Origin of the sequence: Salinarchaeum sp. IM2453, from assembly GCF_019693215.1 — an archaeon.
Classification (GTDB): domain Archaea; phylum Halobacteriota; class Halobacteria; order Halobacteriales; family Salinarchaeaceae; genus IM2453.
The window spans coordinates 1,741,183-1,762,361 of the sequence record NZ_CP081183.1; the positions used below are offsets into that span (position 1 = coordinate 1,741,183).

The 21,179-nt window shown below is 47.0% G+C and carries 24 protein-coding genes; 9 read left to right on the forward strand and 15 right to left on the reverse strand.

Annotation, left to right across the window (positions count from 1 at the left end; genetic code table 11):
• Window positions 1-40 precede the first annotated feature (40 nt).
• A complete protein-coding gene (locus tag K0C01_RS08405; RefSeq protein ID WP_221169261.1) occupies window positions 41-313 on the forward strand; it encodes a DUF5827 family protein in 273 nt (90 codons plus the stop codon).
• Between the two features lie 17 nt (window positions 314-330).
• Here K0C01_RS08405 and K0C01_RS08410 read toward each other — a convergent pair whose 3' ends face one another.
• A complete protein-coding gene (locus K0C01_RS08410) occupies window positions 331-906 on the reverse strand; it encodes an MBL fold metallo-hydrolase (RefSeq protein WP_221169262.1) in 576 nt (191 codons plus the stop codon).
• A 303-nt stretch (window positions 907-1,209) separates the two neighbouring features.
• Here K0C01_RS08410 and K0C01_RS08415 point away from each other — a divergent pair, with 303 nt between their 5' ends.
• A complete protein-coding gene (locus K0C01_RS08415) occupies window positions 1,210-1,503 on the forward strand; it encodes an Htur_1727 family rSAM-partnered candidate RiPP (protein ID WP_221169263.1) in 294 nt (97 codons plus the stop codon).
• Between the two features lie 3 nt (window positions 1,504-1,506).
• Here K0C01_RS08415 and engB read toward each other — a convergent pair whose 3' ends face one another.
• The 3 genes from engB to K0C01_RS08430 all read right to left on the reverse strand — a co-directional run bounded on the left by engB (window position 1,507) and on the right by K0C01_RS08430 (window position 4,204).
• Complete coding sequence (gene engB, locus K0C01_RS08420) at window positions 1,507-2,124, reverse strand: GTP-binding protein EngB (protein ID WP_221169264.1); 618 nt, start codon at window positions 2,122-2,124, stop codon at window positions 1,507-1,509.
• Between the two features lie 45 nt (window positions 2,125-2,169).
• On the reverse strand, window positions 2,170-3,126 hold the full coding sequence (locus K0C01_RS08425; RefSeq protein WP_221169265.1) for an NOG1 family protein: 957 nt from the start codon (window positions 3,124-3,126) through the stop codon (window positions 2,170-2,172).
• A 109-nt stretch (window positions 3,127-3,235) separates the two neighbouring features.
• Complete coding sequence (locus tag K0C01_RS08430; protein WP_221169266.1) at window positions 3,236-4,204, reverse strand: ZIP family metal transporter; 969 nt, start codon at window positions 4,202-4,204, stop codon at window positions 3,236-3,238.
• Window positions 4,205-4,495: 291 nt separating this feature from the next.
• On the opposite strand from K0C01_RS08430, the gene K0C01_RS08435 reads away from it, so the two are divergent.
• Both K0C01_RS08435 and K0C01_RS08440 read left to right on the forward strand, forming a co-directional pair.
• Window positions 4,496-5,512, forward strand: a complete 1,017-nt coding sequence (locus K0C01_RS08435; RefSeq protein ID WP_221169267.1) for an N-acetyltransferase DgcN family protein — start codon at window positions 4,496-4,498, stop codon at window positions 5,510-5,512.
• Window positions 5,513-5,649: 137 nt separating this feature from the next.
• Entirely contained in the window at window positions 5,650-6,687 is a 1,038-nt protein-coding gene (locus K0C01_RS08440; protein WP_221169268.1) for a dipeptide epimerase, read from the forward strand.
• Window positions 6,688-6,879: 192 nt separating this feature from the next.
• On the opposite strand, the gene K0C01_RS08445 is transcribed toward K0C01_RS08440, so the two are convergent.
• The gene (locus tag K0C01_RS08445; protein WP_221169269.1) at window positions 6,880-7,272 is read right to left on the reverse strand and encodes a universal stress protein; all 393 of its coding nucleotides are present in this window, start codon (window positions 7,270-7,272) and stop codon (window positions 6,880-6,882) included.
• A gap of 685 nt (window positions 7,273-7,957) precedes the next feature.
• Between K0C01_RS08445 and K0C01_RS08450 the strand changes: the two genes are divergently transcribed.
• Window positions 7,958-8,398 carry a universal stress protein gene (locus tag K0C01_RS08450; protein ID WP_221169270.1) on the forward strand — a complete coding sequence of 147 codons (441 nt, stop codon included), beginning with the start codon at window positions 7,958-7,960 and terminating at the stop codon, window positions 8,396-8,398.
• Here K0C01_RS08450 and K0C01_RS08455 read toward each other — a convergent pair.
• The 5 genes from K0C01_RS08455 to K0C01_RS08475 all read right to left on the reverse strand — a co-directional run bounded on the left by K0C01_RS08455 (window position 8,387) and on the right by K0C01_RS08475 (window position 11,940).
• Window positions 8,387-8,911: a GNAT family N-acetyltransferase gene (locus tag K0C01_RS08455; RefSeq protein WP_221169271.1), complete on the reverse strand. Its 525-nt coding sequence runs from the start codon at window positions 8,909-8,911 to the stop codon at window positions 8,387-8,389. The genes K0C01_RS08450 and K0C01_RS08455 overlap by 12 nt on opposite strands.
• A complete protein-coding gene (locus K0C01_RS08460) occupies window positions 8,908-9,270 on the reverse strand; it encodes a universal stress protein (protein ID WP_221169272.1) in 363 nt (120 codons plus the stop codon). Before K0C01_RS08460 ends, K0C01_RS08455 begins: the two co-directional genes overlap by 4 nt.
• A gap of 56 nt (window positions 9,271-9,326) precedes the next feature.
• Window positions 9,327-9,914, reverse strand: a complete 588-nt coding sequence (locus K0C01_RS08465; RefSeq protein WP_221169273.1) for a DUF7524 family protein — start codon at window positions 9,912-9,914, stop codon at window positions 9,327-9,329.
• A 224-nt stretch (window positions 9,915-10,138) separates the two neighbouring features.
• Entirely contained in the window at window positions 10,139-10,333 is a 195-nt protein-coding gene (locus tag K0C01_RS08470) for a methytransferase partner Trm112 (protein ID WP_221169274.1), read from the reverse strand.
• 236 nt (window positions 10,334-10,569) lie between these two features.
• Window positions 10,570-11,940: an adenylosuccinate synthase gene (locus K0C01_RS08475; protein ID WP_221169275.1), complete on the reverse strand. Its 1,371-nt coding sequence runs from the start codon at window positions 11,938-11,940 to the stop codon at window positions 10,570-10,572.
• A 174-nt stretch (window positions 11,941-12,114) separates the two neighbouring features.
• Here K0C01_RS08475 and K0C01_RS08480 point away from each other — a divergent pair, with 174 nt between their 5' ends.
• Entirely contained in the window at window positions 12,115-12,420 is a 306-nt protein-coding gene (locus K0C01_RS08480) for a hypothetical protein (protein ID WP_221169276.1), read from the forward strand.
• Window positions 12,421-12,641: 221 nt separating this feature from the next.
• Here the strand turns inward: K0C01_RS08480 and K0C01_RS08485 are convergent, their stop codons facing one another.
• From K0C01_RS08485 to rqcH, 4 genes are all read right to left on the reverse strand, one after another.
• The gene (locus K0C01_RS08485; RefSeq protein ID WP_221169277.1) at window positions 12,642-12,920 is read right to left on the reverse strand and encodes a UPF0058 family protein; all 279 of its coding nucleotides are present in this window, start codon (window positions 12,918-12,920) and stop codon (window positions 12,642-12,644) included.
• Window positions 12,921-13,122: 202 nt separating this feature from the next.
• Window positions 13,123-14,190, reverse strand: a complete 1,068-nt coding sequence (locus K0C01_RS08490) for an mRNA surveillance protein pelota (protein WP_221169278.1) — start codon at window positions 14,188-14,190, stop codon at window positions 13,123-13,125.
• Window positions 14,191-14,428: 238 nt separating this feature from the next.
• Window positions 14,429-14,782 (reverse strand): hypothetical protein, encoded by a 354-nt coding sequence (locus K0C01_RS08495; protein WP_221169279.1) that lies wholly within the window; start codon window positions 14,780-14,782, stop codon window positions 14,429-14,431.
• Between the two features lie 265 nt (window positions 14,783-15,047).
• On the reverse strand, window positions 15,048-17,141 hold the full coding sequence (gene rqcH, locus K0C01_RS08500; RefSeq protein ID WP_221169280.1) for a ribosome rescue protein RqcH: 2,094 nt from the start codon (window positions 17,139-17,141) through the stop codon (window positions 15,048-15,050).
• Between the two features lie 155 nt (window positions 17,142-17,296).
• On the opposite strand from rqcH, the gene K0C01_RS08505 reads away from it, so the two are divergent.
• Window positions 17,297-18,034 carry a creatininase family protein gene (locus K0C01_RS08505; RefSeq protein WP_221169281.1) on the forward strand — a complete coding sequence of 246 codons (738 nt, stop codon included), beginning with the start codon at window positions 17,297-17,299 and terminating at the stop codon, window positions 18,032-18,034.
• A 4-nt stretch (window positions 18,035-18,038) separates the two neighbouring features.
• Here K0C01_RS08505 and K0C01_RS08510 read toward each other — a convergent pair whose 3' ends face one another.
• On the reverse strand, window positions 18,039-19,328 hold the full coding sequence (locus tag K0C01_RS08510) for an O-acetylhomoserine aminocarboxypropyltransferase/cysteine synthase family protein (protein WP_221169282.1): 1,290 nt from the start codon (window positions 19,326-19,328) through the stop codon (window positions 18,039-18,041).
• 133 nt (window positions 19,329-19,461) lie between these two features.
• On the opposite strand from K0C01_RS08510, the gene K0C01_RS08515 reads away from it, so the two are divergent.
• A complete protein-coding gene (locus K0C01_RS08515) occupies window positions 19,462-20,010 on the forward strand; it encodes a metal-dependent hydrolase (RefSeq protein WP_221169283.1) in 549 nt (182 codons plus the stop codon).
• 46 nt (window positions 20,011-20,056) lie between these two features.
• On the forward strand, window positions 20,057-20,956 hold the full coding sequence (gene gnd, locus K0C01_RS08520) for a phosphogluconate dehydrogenase (NAD(+)-dependent, decarboxylating) (RefSeq protein WP_221169284.1): 900 nt from the start codon (window positions 20,057-20,059) through the stop codon (window positions 20,954-20,956).
• Window positions 20,957-21,179 lie beyond the last annotated feature (223 nt).

Here is a 21,179-nt window from a genome sequence, read left to right on the forward strand (position 1 = left end):
TCCGATAACTCTTAATATATTCTCGTTTACAGTCTACAATATGCCTACTCCCAAAGATGAGTTTGACTCGATTTATCCCTGCAACTTCTACACGCCAGAAGAACTTCTCGAGCCAGATCAGATGTACACCGTTTACGAGATTGCTCGGCTCCTGCAAGGATTAGGTCCTGATGAAGCGCTTGAACCAGATACTGAGGACGTCCTACTGGATTGGGCGATTCCGTGGATCGTATTTCACTCTGAAAAGTTGGTAATTGCTGAGCCACGTGGTGACGAAGAGCCAGGATACTACGGACTCAAAACTGACGATTAACTCAGTGCCTTGCTTTTTTATCGCTGTTGTGCCATCTGTCCGGCTAGCGTGATGTGATCATATGGTTCGTTTGAGATACTTGGCCCGTGACCGGGATGTAATTCCGATAAACTCCCCTCTACAAGCTTTGCTATTCTGTTGATTGACTCAATAAGCAGACTTCGGTCTCCCTCCTCTAAATCTGTACGCCCGAAACTTCCATTCTGGAACACTAAGTCGCCGCCGAATAGGATTCCTGGCTGTGACGCATACAAACATACGTGGTCATTCTTGTGCCCTGGTGTATGGGCTACTTCGTATGTGTGGTCACCAAGCGTAATCGTCTGTCCATCTTTAATTTCGTGGTTAATCCCGTTATACGACCCGTCGAAACCGTACGTGTCGATATCAAACTCAGACTGAACATCAGACAGGTTTCTGACGTGATCCGGATGTGTATGTGTTATGACAATCTTTTCCGGGACGGATCGCTCCTGAAGTTGCTTTACTATATCAAAATTTGCTCCAACGTCAACAAGAGCTGGCTCTTCTCCTGGCACGAAAAAGACATTGCTGGTAAATGAAGTAACCCCCTGCGCAAGATTGTCGACCATTGTATTACTAATTAATAACAAGTATATCGGTATAAATTCCTCTATCGAAAATAGCAGGCAGAGTACCTTGGGTCGTTCAGAAGACGCCATCTCCCGTGATGACGAGAGACGAAGTCTCTCAACTCACAGCGGATACAGCGCGGAAGCTCACCGGCTTCAGCCGTTGGTAGCTGACTTGCTCTCCAGTTGTTGGTGATACGATCTTGTTATTCAGTTCGAAACATGTGACAAGCCCGCTCCAAAGCTGATTACGTATTGAACATTGAGTAAATTTTTGTATTTTCAACAACTGCTATACTGAATATGGTCAAGAAAGCTCGTCGTGGTCGTATCTCTGACGACCCAGGATCTGGTGATGTCCCAAGTTGGGAAGTATTTATTCGTGACACTGAGGATGATCCTGTCGAACACGTCGGACAGGTTACTGCACAGACAGCGGATGAAGCTCACGAAGAAGTTTCTCGACTCTTTGCGTGGTTCGCTGACGATGTGTGGATTTGCCCTGCTAATGAGATAGTCCATTACTCTACTGCGGCTGCCGATGAAACTGAATCAACGCCAGAAGATGGATCTGAACACCGTACCCACGAGCTATAGCCGCTAAAAGTGTTTGAGCAAATCGTCACGCTTCTGTTGTTTGAGATGCTGCCGGATTGCTTCGTTCAATGGTTCAATTGACCCGCGTTTGGCCGTGATCGGAGCGATAACGTCTTGCCATTGTTTCCACGGTGGATGTAATCCCAGTCGTTCAGCAATTGCATTTAGCTCCGCATCTTTGTCATCGACCTTATCCATTTTGTTCACCGCTACAACCGTTGGCACTCCTACATCTCTGAAAAACCCAAATAACTCAACATCATGTGGAATATCCCCTCTTTCAGTATGTCGATCAATAATCTCCACGGCACTGTTTCCATCTAGTACAATTACTCCAACAAGAATTTGATCAGCGTATTCCTCAATGTATTGGACAATATTTGTCTTGATTTTCTCTTGTCGCTCCTCCGGAACGCCTTCCATAAAGCCAAACCCAGGTAAATCTGTAATCATAAAATCATCTCCTGCCCAATCATAGTGCGATGGAGATTGAGTTACTCCTGGTCGGCGTCCCGTCGTTACATCGTGTCCCGTAATCTCTCGCATCAATGTTGATTTGCCAACGTTCGATCGGCCTGCAAGAACAACTTCATGGGATCGGTTTGGACGTGATTCAAACATGTATAATCAGTCTACTCGTATTTCGGTCCTTTACACACCTGATAGCTACGACTCGTATGGCAGCGTTGGCTGATAATTAATTACCTCGATCGCTGCATTCAGCACGTCATCGACACCATCACCTTCTGTCACACTCATCTCGTAATCCGATTCATCATTAGTGGCAACGTCTTTCTTATTCCCAATCGTTAACACAGGCACATCGAATTGGCCTTTGATTTCGTCTCGAAGTGATAGTTGTTTTTCTAATGGATATCCACATTGTTCGCTTGGATCGATCAGTACTAACACACAATCTGCAACGTGCTCAAGTGCGCTCATCGCCTGTGACTCAATTTCATTGCGATCTTCTGGAGGGCGATCAAGCACACCTGGTGTGTCAACCAGCTGGTATCGAATCCGATCTTGTGTAAAGTGTCCAATATTAATCCGTGTTGTTGTAAATGGATATGTTGCTGTTTCGTTCTGTGCACGCGTAACTGAATTCACAAACGAGGATTTCCCAACATTTGGATATCCAGCAACAACGATAGTCGGGTCATCGGGATCGATTTCTGGGAGGTCTTTTAGCGTTGTGGCAGCACTTTGTACTGCTTGTAACGCATCATCGACTGATTCAACAACATCTGCAAGTCGGGCAAACGCCTGTTTTCGATGTTTTTTAGCAATCTCTAATTCTCCGTGGACTTTGCTTTGATATGAATCACGAATTTCCGCTGCTTTCCTCGACGCCCAAGATAAATCACTCAAATTCTGTCGCAACTCATCAACGTCAACAAGCGCGTCTGCTAACTCATAGTAAAAGGGATCCATACGGTTGAAATCAGGCCATCCATCAACCACATTCCCCAGGTTATCTGAGATTATGTTCGCTGCCGTCTGCAACATCGATAGTTGCGCCTCTGCTCCCGATTTTGCCCTCCCTGCCCGTGCTGCGCGTGAAAACGCCTTGTCGATAAGCTCGTCGCCAGTTGGTGTTGGCGGGAGGTCCTCAAAAATCATAGCATTAGTTATGACATCGATAGTTAAAAACGTGCGTTTTGTCGTTTCTGCACTGTATATATATCACCTAACGCTGTGGCCAGCAGGGCTTCTAGCTGGAATCGGGGATTCAAAGCAAGAACATATCGATGATAATTTCATCAATAACGACCATTATGAGAAATCCTACAACAAATGCAATAATGTTCATCTGTGTGATGGCTGCTCGGACTGATGACCCTTTCTGCACGCCAATAAATTTGAGCACCTCGTAGATTACTTGTATGATTGCTCCGAGCCCAAGCCCAAAGAACAGTGCGGCCAGCAGAGCGGATTCAGCAAAACCACCAATCCAACCGCCAATAATTACTGGTCCGCCAGCTATTGCGCCCATAAGCAGAAATTTTGACAGCGGGGGCTGTTCTGTATCACTTGCTACTGCTGCTACGATCGTCGGTCCTTCAGTAATGTTGTCAAGTAGAAATGCAATCACTAATAGCATTACCAGTCGTTCCTCTCCTTGGATGAATGCAGTGCCGATTGCTAATCCTTCCCCGATGCTATGAAGCCCAAGCCCAATCGCCACCAAGTACGCGACGTGTATTCCACTTATATTTCCGTCTGCGCTGATCTTGTTGTACCTCCACCGACTTACATACATTAGTACTCCAAATGCTACTCCTGTGCCGAGTATTCCAACTATCAGACCCGTAATCGGAACTCCTGCAATACCAAGTGCTTCTCCAAATGGATTTGCTGCTTCTGCTGCGTTATCTAGTATTCCCTCTGTCATCTCAACCCCAGCAAATGTAAGTACTCCTACTGATAGTGCCAGAACTGCGTGGATCCAAACATCACCCAACCGACGGAGATACGGATACCAGAGCATCCCGATTAGTACAGGCACTATCCCCGCAATGGCCCCGATGTATGTCAGCATCCAAAGAATTGTCAACATACCCGCATCTGCCATTTCTTCGATGTCTCCGAATGGGGAAGTAAGGTACACACCAGCTAACAGCGCACCTAACACTAGAAATGGGCCAAGAAGTAACAACCAGTCTGGAAGTCGATCGTGCAGGACACTTTCTTCATTCATATCTTATACAAGGGAAAAATATTCGGCATTTCTGTATCCTTCTGTAGAAATTATAGGCTCTTCCAACTTGATTTTCCTCTCGTTGCACCAGCTTCTGTACTGTGCCATTGTCTAATACTGCCATTTAGACGCGTCTAACTAATATATTTAGTGAATATGTCCTTTGATTTATAAAAATCAGATGTAGCTCAGGTAGCTCAACGTTATGTTCAGTCGTGTTGTTATTTCTGCCGAAGTGATGCAGCAGTTGATATCTTCATGCTTATTTGTGTTTGTGTCAATTGTAGAGTCATGCGTGTCGCGATCTTAGCTCATGAACAGTTCCCGGATCGCGCCAAGACTGCACTTGGTGTTCTTCGTTACAGCTCATACGATGTTCGAGCTGTTCTTGACCGAGAGCAGGCTGGTAACCGTGTTCATGACTTTGTGCCAGATGTGCAGGATGCACCAATTGTTGAAAATATGGCTGAAGCCCCTGATGTCGATGCCTTGATCATTGGCATTGCTCCGATTGGTGGTGGATTTGATCCAAGCTGGCGATCAGATGTTACCACTGCGCTTCGAAATGGGTGCGATATTGTCTCCGGTTTACACTACTTTTTGTCTGAAGATGATCAGTTCTCGGACCTGGCTTCAGAGTACGGCTGCGAACTCCGTGACGTTCGACAGCCTCCAGAAGATCTGACCGTTGCTGAGGGCATTGCCGGTGATTTTGATGTTCACACGATTCTTACTGTAGGTACCGATTGCTCCGTGGGGAAGATGACATCAACCATGGAAATCGCTGAGGCTCTTGATTCAAACGGCCACGATGTTGGTGTTATTCCGACCGGACAAACCGGTATCATGATCGAAGGGTGGGGTATCTCGGTCGACCGAGTTATTAGCGACTTCACCAACGGTGCCGTTGAACGGATGATCAAGCAGAAAGCTGATGAACATGATGTGTTGGTTGTTGAAGGCCAAGGTACCATTGTACACCCTGCATACTCGGCAGTAACATGTGGAATCTTGCATGGAGCAATGCCAGACTCGCTTGTTCTCTGTCACGATGCTGATCGTGAAACTATCCACGGATATGATCAGTTTTCGCTCCCTGAGCTGGAAACCTATGTTGACCTATATGAGTCACTTGCTGAGCAAGTCAACTCAGCAGATGTCGTTGCAGGCATGTTAAACACTCATGGGATGGAATCTGATGACCAAGCACGACAGGCCGTTGACGCATACAGTGATACGATTGGTGTCCCAGCAACGGACCCTGTTCGGTTTAGCGCTGAAGAGATCGTTGAGGCGCTAATCCATTGACCTCCTCCCCCGGCTGAAGCCGTTGGCCTTCGTCTCAAACTGGTGTAGGTCTCATATCAACCATATTGTAGTCTGGTTGCTTTGTTTTTTGTAACAGTTAACTTCCACTCCTGATAACTACCTGTAAGGCTATAGCAATGGTTCTTAACACCGACTTTACACAGCACGAATTACAACTTGATCGTCCATTTCAAATTTCTCGAGGAACGCTAGAATCAACATCTGTTACTACCGTGCGCATCTCCGATGGAACACACACGGGAATTGGCGGAGCGGCTCCTGATTCATACTATGGGGAGACATCTGAAACTGTTCAAAGCTTACTTCCAAAACTTCTAGATTGTGTCGATGAGATTGACGACATTCATCGTCTTGAAGAAGTTGAACAAACGCTCAACGCAGCCGTCCGGAATAACCCAGCAGCCAAAGCTGCAATTAGCATCGCTGCACATGACCTTGTCTGCAAACAACTTGATGTGCCTCTTTACAGATACTGGGGATTAAGCCCCGAACAGGCTGTCCCAACTTCATACACAATCGGCATTGACAGTCCATCTGCAATGGCTGAACAGGCCGCAGAGGCTGTAAAGAAGGGTTTTCCCATTCTAAAGGTTAAGCTGGGGACCGACCAAGATAAAGAAATTATCCGAGCAATTAGAGACGTTGCCCCAGATGTACGGATTCGTGTAGATGCCAACGAGGGATGGACGCCTACGGAAGCTATCAATATGAGCAGATTCCTCACTCAGCATGACATTGAATTTCTTGAGCAGCCTGTTCCATCAGACCACCCCCAAGCGCTTCAAACAGTTTATGAGCATGTTTCGATCCCGATTGCAGCTGATGAATCGTGTCGTACACTCTCTGATATCCCTCAGATAGCCGATGCCTGTGATATTGCTAATCTTAAGCTCATGAAGTGTGGTGGTCTGAGAGAAGCTATTCGCATGATCCATACTGCTCGAGCACATGGATTGGAGGTCATGCTCGGATGTATGATCGAGTCAAATGCTTCAATTGCTGCTGCTTGTCATCTTACTCCATTACTTGATTACGCTGATCTTGATGGCTCATTACTTTTGGAAGATGATTTGTATGATGGAATTCCAATCGACCGCGGTCATATTCAACTAGCTGAGCATGAATATCCAGGCACTGGGGCGATAAAGAATTGAGATACCTTAGGATCAATCCCTGAAGCACTCTGCCTACTATCTCTGTAGACGCGTTATTTGATATCTGATTGAATCTGCAGAGAGTGTTATATTGTAAGCAAAAACGACCTGTATAACTGTTACAGATCAGGACTCCATCCCAGGGGGCATAGTGGCGAAGCGAGAAGCGCAGTAGGTCGGGTAAGTTCGCTACTACCCCTCGTCTTCAACGTATGAGCGCAACTGCCGGACTGTCAGTACAGGTACCGGACATGTTCGGACAACTTGTTCTGCCACGCTTCCCAACAAGAAACGATGTTCTCCGTGTCTACCCCTTGTTCCCATTGCGACGATATCGGCATCTATCTCTGTCGCAAAGGTGGTAATCTCATCTGCTGGTTCTCCATACCGAATCTCAGTCTCTATGGACTGCTGAGACTGATCATAGACCTCCGAAAACACTGTGTCTGTGTCTTCTGACTCGTCTCCGGTAACGTATACAGCATGCAAGTCAGCATCAAAACGATCTGCAAGGTCTAATGACATGTCAACACAGCGGCGAACACTCTCTGATCCATCAGTCGCGACAACAACAGTATCAATCATTGTCTGAAATGATGTGTGCTATCCCAAAATATCTACGGAAAATCTTGAGAGTATCCATATTACAGCGGTAGCAAGGCGAAAGCCCTTGTATTCAAGCCGTGGAATGAAGCCGACATGATATGCACAACCCACTCGACACAGACTGTCTGTAATCCAAATGTTTATTTTTTCCAGATGTACGACAAATCGATAGACCTGCGACATGCTGCTGCGGGGAACGTGCTCATGCTCAAGATGACCACGAGTGCGTCTTACACACACACACCTTCGGAGTCCAACCAGCAGCGGTTGGCATGTCACAGGACGACTCTCCCACGGTGGCTGGAACGGAGAGTCAGGCCGATGGCCCGGCCTGCTGCTCACTGCGCTGGACGCCTGTGAGTGTCACTCCGTCATTGGAGGGCAACATCGAGCGGATACCCAACACGCCACACCCACCTTGTGTGGGCCGAAGATGCATCAGCGAACCCGCACGTTCACAGCCGGGGTAATCAATCTGGTTGGATTACCCACGGAGGAATCCCACGACTTCAGTCGTGGGAGGAGGTCAAACGCGTGAACTTACCCCGCCCTACTCCGCTCGGGCTGTGCCATTACTTCGTTGAGGACGGGGACTTGGCCTGCAAAAGTTAATCGCGAAACAATGACGTGAGACTTTATACGATGGTAGTATTGAGTATATATTATGGATGATCGTGTTGCGGTCAATCGTGTACTCACACCCGTAGACGGCACCGATAGATCAATTGAGGCCGTCGAATATGCTATTGCTATCGCCGAAAAATACGATGCAACACTGTCTGTGATGTATGTATTTGACGAGGAAACCCAGCAAACCATCCAAAATGATGAGGAAAACAGCGACGATGTTGCAGAAGATACCCACGCATTTTTCCAGCGTGTCTTTGACCGCACGGAAGATACTGATATTACCGTGAGTACCATGACTGTCTATGGATTTTCAACACAACGGAAAATGCATCATCCAGGTAGTATCATCCTCGATGGTGCGGACCAAATCGGGAGCGACTTTATTATTGTTCCTCGTGAACCCGAACATGGCGTTCTATCGGAAGTGGCTGAGTATGTTTTATCGTATGCAAGTCAACCTGTGCTATCCGTCTAACTCAAGTTCCATCTTCAACTCGAGGCTGTCTCCCTCAATTCGCTCAAACCCTGCTTTTTCGTAGATTGCAATTGCTGGGGAGTTCCAACGCTCAACACTCAGCCATACTTTGGCGATGTCATTTTCGTTACCAGTACCCAACAGTGTCTCCAGCAGTTTTGTCCCGATCCCTGCTCCTTGATACTCTGACAGAACAAAGATAGCTAATTCGTGTGCCTCTGACTCAGGGTCCGGCACCAGCGTTGCATGGCCGATGATTTGACCATCGTGTAATGCAACTACATCCGGCCCCGATTCGGTAATCGAATCAAGCCATCGTCGAATCTGCCGTTCTTGCGCTGGCGGTATTCCTTGAGCTCGATCTGCCGAGTCAAATGCTTCGTACATCGCAACGAGTTCTTCATAATCTTCGTTATACTCTCGAATTGAAATCGCTCTGTCGGACCTGTCTGTATACGACACTGGCGGGGCGGAAAACGACGCTGAATTGGTAGATGAGTGGTTATTCGTCATCGCTCAAGTCGAACAGTCACCTGTGCGTTTAGCAGAACGAACTCTGTAATTGATCCTAGAGATATTTTTCCCATCGGACTCCGTTGCCCTCCACCAATCACCAACTGATCAAATCTCTCTTTTTCTGCCATTTCAACAAGCTGACTTGCAGGCTGGTCAGCTATTTCTCGGATCTCTGCTTCTATCTCTGCTTTCGTTAACTCTTCTTCGACTTCTTGGCGTATCGCACTGATCGATCTGTCGTTTGACTCAAAGATTGCAATTGTCAAATTATCACTTGCCTCTTTTGTCCGCTGTAACGTCTGCTGTAGTGCGATCTCCGAGTCTTCTCCTCCGCCTATGCCTAGCAGAATGTCCATGGTTATCTGTATCGGTGCATCGCCTTTACCATTTTTCTTCAACAAATTGTTTCTGATTACTGAAATAGATAGAATATTCCGCCTCCGACAGTTCCGAAGACAACGAGTGTTCCAAGCAACACAACCGGGCTAATTCCTGATTGAACCAGTCCAAGTACAGCTATCCCAAGGGCAATCATTCCTGCTCCAAGTACGGCTATTATCTGCTTTCCACTCTGGCTTCCGCCACTGCTCGCTGGTTGTGCTTTCTTCTTCTCACGCTGTCCTGTTCCACTGTCTGTTGATCCCGTTGACTGTGATGTTGCAACTGTCGTTTTCTGGGCATACTCGGGATCGACTTCCACCGGAATTGTTGTTTGCTCTGCCCCGTAAGCAAGTGAAATCTCTAATTCACCGGTTGCCGGTATCTTAGCGGGAATCGCTTTTGCGGCTACAGAAATCTCATCACCTGGCTTTAGGAAATGATTTGTTTCAGGTAATGATATTGCCTCAGATAACTCGTCGTTGAGCGAAAGATGAATATGACTTGGCTCTCCGTGATTTTTGACTATGATTGCAAACTCATTTGCAGTCTCAAATCTCTCTGTTTCTGCATGGATCTCATGAAGTTCGGCTTGGTTAATGTTGACGACGAGCCTATCCACATCGTGTAATATGTCTCCACTCCTCGAAAAAGCTTTGGCTAAACTGACAGATATCTATTAAGTATCAACATTTCCATTTTCTGATGGACATCAAAATAGTCGCACAGCTCGTCGCTACATTGGCACAGCTATATGAGCGTTACATCAAAAAGACTGAATGCTCGAAGTGTCAACCAGCTCGGGGGCAAGCCCGGCGGCATCCGCTTTGATATACACTGTGAATATTATGCCGGTGCCTCTTCCCGCATATCTGGGGGAAGCAAGTTAGCAATCCCGTCTTCAATTGGATACCTTTCTCCACATTCTTTGCACACAAGCGTTCCTTCAAGAATTTCGTCGCCATCTTTCTTGTCGATCTCCAATTCAAGTTCTCCCTTGTCCAGCGGACATCGGAGAATATCAAGTGTGGATTCTTTCATCTCTATCGAGTATAGTAACTGTGGGGGCTTAACTTATATGTTATACAAAAACTCAAAGTGAGATTTTCTTCATTCGCTTGAGAATATCAGCCCGACGTGATGACCTATCGACACCAAACAACTGCTCCAAGATGAACATTGCTTGGAGTCTTCTTCGTGGATTGTCCTTGCGGTCGGGTCGGACGTTTGTCTTTCCCTTCTCGCAGCAAATTCAGTCTCTCAGCTATCTGTTTCTTCTAGAAGGGGTGTTTACGGATGATCGTTTCATCTCTCTCTGCACCGACTCCAACTGCATAGACCGGAACTGATAGTTCTGAAGAGATGTAGTCTAAATATTCCTGTGCATTTTCTGGAAGAGCTTCGTATCCTTGCTCTGAGACCTGTTTCCAGTCAACATCATCCCAACCATCAAACTCACGATAATTAGGCTCACACTGACCCCACTCTTCCGTTGTTGTTGGCATTGTTAGTTGCTCTTCTCCATCAAGTGTGTATGAGTGTCCGACCTTGACGGTCTCTAACCCGGCGAGTACGTCTATATGATTAACGGCAATTCCTGTGAACCCGTTTGTTCGCGTTGCATGACGGAGCATCGGCATATCGATCCATCCTACACGCCGTGGGCGACCTGTCACTGTTCCATATTCGCCACCTCGATCACGAATATATGATGCAATCTCGTCTTCGGCTGTGGTGCCTGATCCAGCTGTTTGTTCATCAATGTCTCCTAATTCAGTCGGCAATGGCCCTGTCCCGACTCTGGACAAGTACGCTTTAATGACACCGATAACCTCGCCTTGCCCAACTGTTGTCACACCAAGACCAGTTCCGACTGATGCCGCACCTGCCGATGGATTTGAGGATGTAACATACGGATACACTCCATGATCAATATCTAAGGAGGTTCCCTGTGCACCCTCCAGCATTACCTTATTTCCATCCTCAATTGCTTGTGTGAGAAATGCACCTGAGTTGACAGTCATACCCTCTTCTTTCAGGCGCTCACCGTATGACTTGTACTCTTCGTAGAGTGCGTCAATATCGAAGGCATTCTCTGGATCTTCAATCTCATCTGGGTCAACGCCATACACTGAGGATAGCAACTCCCGTTTCTGGGGCACCACGTACTCCAAGCGCGCACGCAGAACTTCTGGATCAAGAAGATCTCCAATCCGAATCCCACGCCGTCCTGCTTTATCTTCGTAGGTCGGTCCGATCCCTCGACCAGTTGTTCCAGCAGCTAAGTCATCATCCTCTTTGGTATCTTCTTCAATCCCGTCAATAACGCGGTGATATGGTAGAATTACATGTGCCCGTCTGGCAACGCGCACGTCAGGGCTAAGTCCTCGATCTTGGAGCTTATCGATCTCCGTAAACAGTGTCCGAGGGTTAACGACACATCCGTTTCCGAGTACCCCGATTTTTCCTCGAATTGCTCCACTTGGAACTAAAGATAGTTTGTATTCCTCATCGTCCTCTACAACAGTGTGTCCAGCGTTGTCGCCGCCTTGATATCGAACAATAATGTCCGCAGCATCACTAAACACATCTACAACGCCGCCTTTTCCTTCATCTCCGAGTTGCGCGCCGACGATCGTGACAGTCATTAGTTTGAGCACTTCACCCAGCGGAAAAAGGGATTTCGATCCACGTTATTGACTGGCTGATCAAAACAGTTAATTTACCCGTCAATGTACCATGCAATAATACGCTATTTTCTCGTTCGCCCGTCGCCGCGACGACAACCTTTAAAACCCCGGAAGGACGAGTTAACAAATGCCATGATAGACAGACTTGAGAAGGAAGTCGATATGCTCGAACGGCACCTCAAGGTTCTCCGAATGGTCATTGAGAGTGAGCCGATTGGTATCGTTAAAATGTCGAACGAAACCGGATATCCACACCATAAGGTTCGGTACTCACTTCGTGTTCTAGAAGAAGAGAACCTGATCGAACCATCAAGCCAAGGTGCCATCACAACCGAGCGAACTGAAGAGTTTATTAGTGAACTCGACGAGAAAATCGAGGAAACCATCGACACTCTTCAGTCAATGAAACTAGATGAAGCGTCTGAAGTAGAAGGATAATATAATACCACCATCTATCCTATATTTCTCTCCAACAGCTACAGGTGTAATCTTAGAATAATAGATGCAATACAACAGTTCGAGGCGAAAGCCTCCAGCTTTAGCCGCGAAAGGAGGTCAAATCACAATTGTGATGCTCTTTTTTGTGTTTCCTTTCTCAGCAATGTCTCTCGGTCTGTGACAACGTCACAACGGGAATCCCTCTTGTCTTGACTTCCAGTTTAGACTTTCCGCTCAGCGTCTTCAGCAAGCTCTTTCATTCGTTTTCCGATCCGTCCTGCTGAGGAGAACTCGTCTTCACTCATTGCCTTTGCGAGCGCATTCCCAAGAACAAACACTGCATGTTTGTGCTCGTTTTTCGACTTATGAACGTGTGATGGATCAACTCCGAGTTCTTTGTATGATTCAAATATCTCAGGATCAATATTCTCCCGTTGCTCGAAGTGCTCCATGATCATTACCATCTGTTCGTGAAGGGTTAGAAGCTCATCTTTGTGCATTGTACTATGTACTACTTGATTAAGTCCTATAGTTCTTTCACTGAATGCGTGTCTTCGACACTCACTTGTTAGTCCGTATCAGGCCTGTCAATTGCTGTTTTGTTGCAATTTATCTCTTAAGCTGGTGTACTCACGAAGCTATACCGTCCGATAACGTGCTGCTATGACCGGACCTCACTACGTTCCTTTAGATCAAATCAGATCATTCCAGTCGATACCGAAGCAACGCAGCAACCCCTCCAAGGTTTGATAACTGCTGTCCCGGATTAAACTCTCCCGAAAAGACAACTACTTCTCCTCCCTGTTGCTCCACCGCTGTTACGACTGAGTTCACGTCGATGTTCCAGTCACCCTCTGCTTCTCGTTCCTTTCGAAGCCGGTCGTCAACTACCAACAGCGTCTCTACAGCCCCGTATTCAGCTGCCTTTTCGACTTCCATTGGCCCATACGCAACTTTTGTCCCTTCAGCAATACGTTCTCTTAACTTATCCAACAGCTCTGCTTCCCGTGCAATTCGAGTCTCTTCTTGTATTTCTTCGATCACACCTCGTTTGAGTGCTTCGTGGACACCTCGATCGCCACCAGCACTAGTGTCTACTGTTGTGACTCGTGATGCCAAGTCCGCAGTGTTTTCTTCGATGTAATCCATCGCATCTTGTTTTGTAAACCCAGGCCCGGCAAGTACAATAGCATCTGGATCCATTCGACGGAGTGCATCCGTCAATTCTGCAAATAACTCTGCTCGACTTCGCGCATATTCACCCTTTCCGGTCGTTCCTGTAAATCGCCCTCGTTCTTCTGTTCCATATTGTTCAACCGTGTACACGTACGCCTCTCCTTCTTCAACGGTTGCAATTACCACGTCTGGTGTGTCTGCTGCTTCTTCAGCGTCTTCCAATCGCTCACGCTGATCAGGCTTGAATACTTTCTCTATTGTTACCTCATCGTGGACCTCAACATTGAGCGTATGGTGGTGTCCAATCTGATCTTCTCGTGAACAGTCGCTAATTACTCCACTTATTCGAAGTCGATTGGCAAATCGGTGAAATTCAACTTCTTCAACTTCAATTGCAACCCATAGGTGCTCTCGTTCTCCGCCGGTATCACGAAGGTCTTCGTCGTCGCGACGTATGCGTCGTGTTGTATCCCCTGAGACAATATCCTCTGGCTCAACAACATACTGAAGATGCCATAAATCGTCTACGTTGTCGGGAACAACCGTGACTCGCTCCTCCTCTCCATCCAGCTGCTCCCGTTCTTTAATTCGCATATATGTAACTCAGGGACGCATAGTAACAGAAGTTATGTATTGCTTGCTACCGCTTTATGTTCAAAAGAAATATTCCATAATTAGATTACTGCTTTTGATCCAAAATATAGGCTAGGTATCCCAGATTGCCCTTGAGGGATTTATACCGCTGACGGCTCTTGATTTATATCATACAACTGTAGATATCCAATATTCAGACAAACAATAGGGAAAAAGACACAGACAAAGTATTTCCAATCTATATAAATGGTACCCCGATTGCAGAGTCAATCACTGCTACACTGGCAAGCAGTGTTAATACGATTGCACCGACCAGCCAGGCACTCACTGCAATCATAGCAGCTTCTTTCCATCCTCCGGGATACCGTGCGTTGATGACCCAGAGGTAGGCACCCAAAACAATTAGGGGCCCGAACAATGGAATACCGCCTAAGAAGAAGGCGGTAATTCCCCACACAATTGCACCAATCAGTGCGGTGAATATCGCATGCTCGTAATCCTTTGTGTCAACGATTATTGCTGCACCTACATAGATTGCTAACGCGCCGACAAGGAGACTCACCACGAACGATATGATGGTTGATAGGACCATATTTAGCGTTATTGGGGAAATCTCATAAGTCCAATGGCTAGCCTTTCCTTACTCTCATCAACTGGCTGTGTTTATACTACGAACTCTCATCTTTCCATTGGGACTCTAACTGTCGATTCTGATCTTAGCACACAGTGTGGATTGCAGCAGTTTTGTGGCGAGAATCTCCAGATAAAGCCGCTGGAGGGGATCAATTTGCACATAGGTATACAACTAGTTGAGTAACATCCGTTCGAGATGATAGAGTTTGAACTTCTGAAAGCCGTTATTGATCTTTTATTCGACTCGTTCCAGGAGGTAGGAAGTGCTGAATAAGATCTGGGCTAGCAATTGATCGTACGAAGGAGGTGTCTTTAAATCTCTCTTGGAACTCTCGGTAGATACGCTTAGCAACGTCTCCCTGAGCATATCGGCCCGGCTCAACCTCAATGTGGGTGACTGTTTCCTCTTTGATTCCATCGGAAGGTCCGCCAATGACTCGCGTTTCCGGCTCACATGTGATGCCAACAGCAACATCAACATTGGTATCTCGATAATATGTTCGATCTCCTCGAATTGCAAATCCTCCCTTTTCAAGATATTCTCCACTTTCAGGCGTTTTGGAGACTTGATCATGATCAACAGCGTATACATCTCCTTCAAACCGACCTTCTTTCCAGATTGTTGAATATGAGGCAGCAAACTTCGCTGCCTCTTGTTCTGCTTGCTCTGGGATCGTTACATTTTTTCCTGATTCGCTTGGGTCAGCGGCTTTGATAATTGTTACTGGTCCCCCCCGAACCTGCGTGTGTAAGAACCGGTCTCCTGGTTCTAGATACTTCTTTACGAGCTCCTCGTTCTGGTCAGCATTTCGACCTCCAATGACTAAGAACCCATCTCGAGTTCGGTACCATCGGAACCGCTCATACCACTGATCTTGTTTCCGTACCGGAATCGAAGGATCTGATAACCAGTCTTTATCTTCTTTCTTTGCTTTTTCTGCTGTGTCTTTCTCTTGGTCATTTTGTTTCCACTGTTGTTTCCGCTGCTTGACTTCTTCAAGCTCTTTTCTTGTATTCTCGATTGCTTTCTTTGCGCCCTCTTTTTTCTCTTCAATCCGTTTTGCCTCTTGATAATGCTGATCAGCATTGTGCTCGACACCAGTCGTGATGTCTACCCAGACCTCTACTGAATCAAGTGAGATTTGCACTCGGTTATCTTCGGGATCGAGATTTGTTATCGAATCCGCCGCTTCGATCCCTTTGTCTGCTCCTTCGTCCAGTAATGCTTCTATTTCGTCCCAGCTCATCTCCTGCTCTCTGGCGTTTTGAATTGTTGAAATAATCTCATCAACTAGGCCATAGTCTGCGTATAACGCTTCAGCTCGTTCCCGTTCTGTTTCTGCCTGTTGTTCAAAATCCTCAATTGCCTGCTCTTGCTGCTGTATGATCCGCTTTTGTTTCTCGATTTCACTTTCAAAGTCAGGGCGCTGTCGTGTTTCCGGCTCTTCGTCTGCGGTTTCTAATCCGGTGAAGTACTCATCCAAGGCCGCATTGAACGTAGGATGCTGTTCTTTCCGTACTGATGCGTACTCTTCCATTGGGACTGGTGTTACATTCACTGGTTTTTCATCTTCATAATACACCTGTGGATCCAGTGTTAGATCTGATAGCCGATTCCCAAGTGCATCCAGTTCCCAGTATAGAGCCTCATATTCTTGCTCAGTCGCTTCTTCGATTGGCTTCGTTTTTGTTACTCCTGCCCGAGTACAGATTTCTTCAGCCCACTCCCCGCCGAGATCAAGTTGGGTAGCAAGCGTTCTGACAATATCTGCACTTGATTCGTCCATGTAGTGACAGAAGGTATTAAAATCGATTTCAAGCGGGTTCACTCGCTCTTCGGGAAATTCATACTGTGATCCTGAAGCGACGGTTCGTGACTTCAATCGCACTGTCTCCAAGCAATCAATAACTTTGTTCGAGGGATCAAGAACAGCTATGTTACCGTCTCCGAAGAATTCTGCAACGATTTTCGTTGATTCATCATCTCTATCAAATTCAAGTGTCAGAATACGATCGAATCCATACTGTTTTGCTCCGACAAAATCTGCCCCAGAAAGTCGGCTTCGAAGCATCTTGGCAAAATTAGGTGGCCGTTCTGGTGCATCAGGGACTCGATCCGGATCGGCAGTATGTATTCGCTTTGATTCACCAACCTCAATCATCAGTTCTACGCGCCCCTGATCAAAATCACGCATCTTCAACCTCAGAAGATCATCTCCATACAGGTACGCTTTATCGACCTTCGCGCCGGAATATGTACTAAGTTCTCCAGCCAACGCTCGAAGGTCAACGCTTGTTAACTCCCGCTTTTGTTCCATATCGTATACTCACGTCTCCGTGAAAAAGTGTTGTCGTCTCCACTCCAAAAAGCTGGTAAGTCTGAGGCGACCAGCGCATTCAGCCGAACTACCTTGAGATAACTCTAAAATATTAGACCTCCTCAATTTATGCCCTCCACTATGTAACTTCACGTATGCGATTATCAGAAGCCACGTGGACAGAAGTTGCGGACCTTGATACAGAACTGGCAGTTCTTCCTGTTGGTAGCACAGAACAACACGGGCCGCATGCCCCACTTGGTACGGATGTAATTACAGGAACTCAGATTGCTGAGCTGGGTGTCGAACAGTATGATGGTGAAGCAGTCATTGCACCACCGCTTAACGTCGGGATTGCGGAAGAGCACCGACATTTTCCTGGTACAATGTGGGTCACTGAAGATACATTTCGGGATTATCTCTATGAATCGACAATGAGCCTTGCAAAACAAGGCTTCAACCGAGTCATCTTTGTCAATGGGCACGGGGGTAATATCGATGCATTACGAGAGCTTGCAGGTTCCATTAGCCGACGTGAACCAGCGTATGCTGTTCCTTTCACGTGGTTTGAGTCTGTTGACGTAAATATGGGACATGGAGGTCCAGCAGAAACCGCTCTTATCCGGCACTTTGATCCTGATTTAGTACGGGAAGAGCAGGTTTCCAATGCCCGAGAACAGGGAAGTGACCACTGGGGCGAGTGGATTCATGGTGTTAACCTTGCATATGATAGTGCGGAGTTTACTGAAAATGGTGTTGTAGGTGACCCAAGCACGACAACAGCCGAAGATGGCAAGGACATCGCCAACCGGGCTGCTGACGCCCTTGCAGACATTTTGGAAGCTGTTGCAAATCGAGACCTCTCGATGCCAAATCAAAAACAATCCAACTGATGACCTAATTAACTGTTTTTTCTATTGCCTGATCGATATCAGCGATAATATCCTCTACGTCCTCCAGTCCAACTGATAGACGGATCAGGTCAGGAGTCGTACCGCTTTTCAGTAGCTCCTCTTCGGTTAACTGCTGATGAGTCGTCGAGGCTGGATGGATTACAAGCGTCTTTGCGTCTCCAACATTAGCTAATAGACTTGCTAGCTCAGTTGACTCTACAAATGTCTGTCCAGCCTCTTTCCCGCCAGATAGCCCAAATGTAATCATGCCACCGTAACCACCATCCAAGTACTCAGATGCTGTGTCGTGTGTCTCATGATCTGAAAGACCAGGATAGGTCACCCATTCCACTTCTGGATGGTCATTCAGATATTCAGCGACCTTCATTGCATTCTCACAGTGTCGTTCCATTCGCAATGGAAGCGTCTCGAGTTTCTGTAGTGTTACCCATGAGTCAAATGGTGACTGTTGATTCCCAAGGTCACGAAGCCCCCGAGCTCGAGCGGTATACGCTAATGCTTGATCACCAAACGTTTCCTTGAAGTTCATTCCGTGATACGCAGGATTATCGTCAGCTATCTCTGGATAATCCTCTGGCGACCAGTCAAACGACCCTCCATCGATTAGGACACCACCGACCGTTGAACCGGATCCATGAATCCACTTCGTGGTTGACTCCCAGACGAGGTCTGCCCCATGATCAATTGGATTGCATAGGTATGGTGTCGCAAATGTGTTATCTACGAACAACGGCACGTCGTGCCTATGAGCAATATCAGCAATTCGTTCAATATCTGGCGTTACAAGTGCTGGGTTTCCAATTGTCTCAATATGCACATATGCCGTATTCTCATTAATTGCTTCTTCATAGCCTTCATAATCTAGTGTATCAACGAATTTCGTCTCGATACCACGTCGTTCGACGGTGTGTGTCAGATATGTGTATGTTCCTCCATATAATGCTGCAGACGTTACGATATTGTCTCCTGGCTCAGCAAGTGCAAATGTCGCTAAATCGAGTGCGGCCATGCCACTTGAGGTTACAACTGCCCCCGTTCCATTTTCAAGCGCAGCTAACCGTTCCTCTAAGATTGCACTCGTTGGGTTCATCAACCGGCTATATATATTTCCAGGTTCTTCTAAACCGAACAGCGAAGCTGCGTGGTCAGCGTCATCAAATACATATGAAGTAGTCTGATAGATCGGCGGTGCACGTGAGTTTGTTGTTGGATCAGGTTCCTGCCCTGCATGAAGACTCTTCGTATAGAATCCGTAGTCCTCGTTGTCTGTCATAACACCTCCATCTATAATTGGTATATGAATCAACCTTGCGCCCGGTTCGCTACTTGCCCCTATTCCTGACACAGCACGTCCACTGCTGCGTTGAGAAAAAGACGTTTGATCACTGATACCCTATAGTAAAACGATGATGGCGACAACGCATGGGTTCGCTGGTGTATTCCTTGCAGCTATTGTCGCCACTGTAGCCCCTGAGTTTGCAGTCCCCGCATTTATAGGTGGACTGATTGGTGGGTTGTTTCCTGACGTTGATATCATTGCACGTCACCGTCGAACTCTTCACTATCCATTTTATTACACTGTTATTGCGCTTATTACGGGTGCCATAGCAGTCTGGTATCCACATCCGATGACAGTGACGATAGGTATCGGGACACTCGCGGCAGCCCTTCATTCTGTATCTGATATTTTCGGAGGTGGGGCAAGCATGCGTCCATGGGCTACACGATCTCGACGAGCTGTATACTCTCATATCCATGGAACATGGCTTCCACCTCGGGGAAGAATCCGATATGATGGAGCCCCCGAAGATTTTATTTTAGGGATTTTACTGGCTATTCCAAGCTTTCTGGTCTTTGATACGGCCATCGCGAGAGGACTTATACTAACTGGCGTGATTGCATCGCTTTTCTATACGATATTTCGAAAACCACTGGGTAGATATTTTTCAGCATAGGAGTGGAACCGGAATTCATACCTGTCTCACTGTAGGACCATAGAATATGCAAATTGGCGTAATTGGCCTCGGCCGTATGGGGCAGATTGTTGTTGATCGACTGTTAGAGGGCGGCCACTCTGTTGTTGCATACGATATTGATCCGGATGCAGTCTCTGAAACAGCAGAAACCGGCGCAACGCCTGCTGAATCAATGACTGATTTTCTTGATCATCTTGGTTCAGAGAAGCGTATTTGGATGATGGTTCCTGCTGGTGAAGCGGTGGACTTAACGCTTGATGAACTACGCCCGCAACTGAGTGAAGATGATATCGTCATTGATGGCGGCAATTCTCACTTTGAGGCATCACAACGTCGAGCAAAGTCTGTCGATGCAGCATATCTAGACTGTGGCACATCCGGGGGACCTGCCGGTGCCGAACTTGGATTTTCGTTGATGGTTGGCGGCCCAGAATGGGCATACGATACAATGACGGAGGCATTTGATTCCGTTGCCACCGGAGCAGAAGGCCATGATCATATGGGTCCATCCGGCGCAGGCCATTATGTAAAAATGGTGCACAACGGAGTGGAATACGCGTTGATGCAGGCGTACGGAGAAGGATTTGAGTTACTACATCGTGGACAATTTGACTTAGATCTCGAAGCCGTCGCACGAACGTGGAATAATGGATCAGTTATTCGGTCTTGGTTGCTGGAGTTGTGTGAAGAAGCGTTCCGAGAGGAAGGATCTGATCTTGGAACTGTCGATGACTATGTTGCCGGCGGCTCGACTGGAACTTGGACCGTTCAGGAAGCACTCGAACAAGAAGTCCCAGTACCACTTATTTATCAAGCACTTGCTGAACGGTTTAATAGCCGAGAAGAACGGTTCGGACGCCGCCTTGCTAATCGATTACGATACGGATTTGGCCGTCACGAAGTTGCTCGAAAGTCAGACGAGTAAGTACTGATTACTCTATTTCTTAGTCACATGCTTTCTTGCTGTCTAAACGAAAAGCAGCGCGAGTTCCCCGCCCCACCGTGGGCGGGGGTGAAGCGCGTTCGCTCAGCTGCGTCCCGATTTTTAAGTATCAGGACGCCCTACAACAGTTTGGAACGCCCACGGACACACCCGCCACGGCAGCAACAGACGACCTCTATTGCGGTGGCACTCTCGGTGTGTTCGG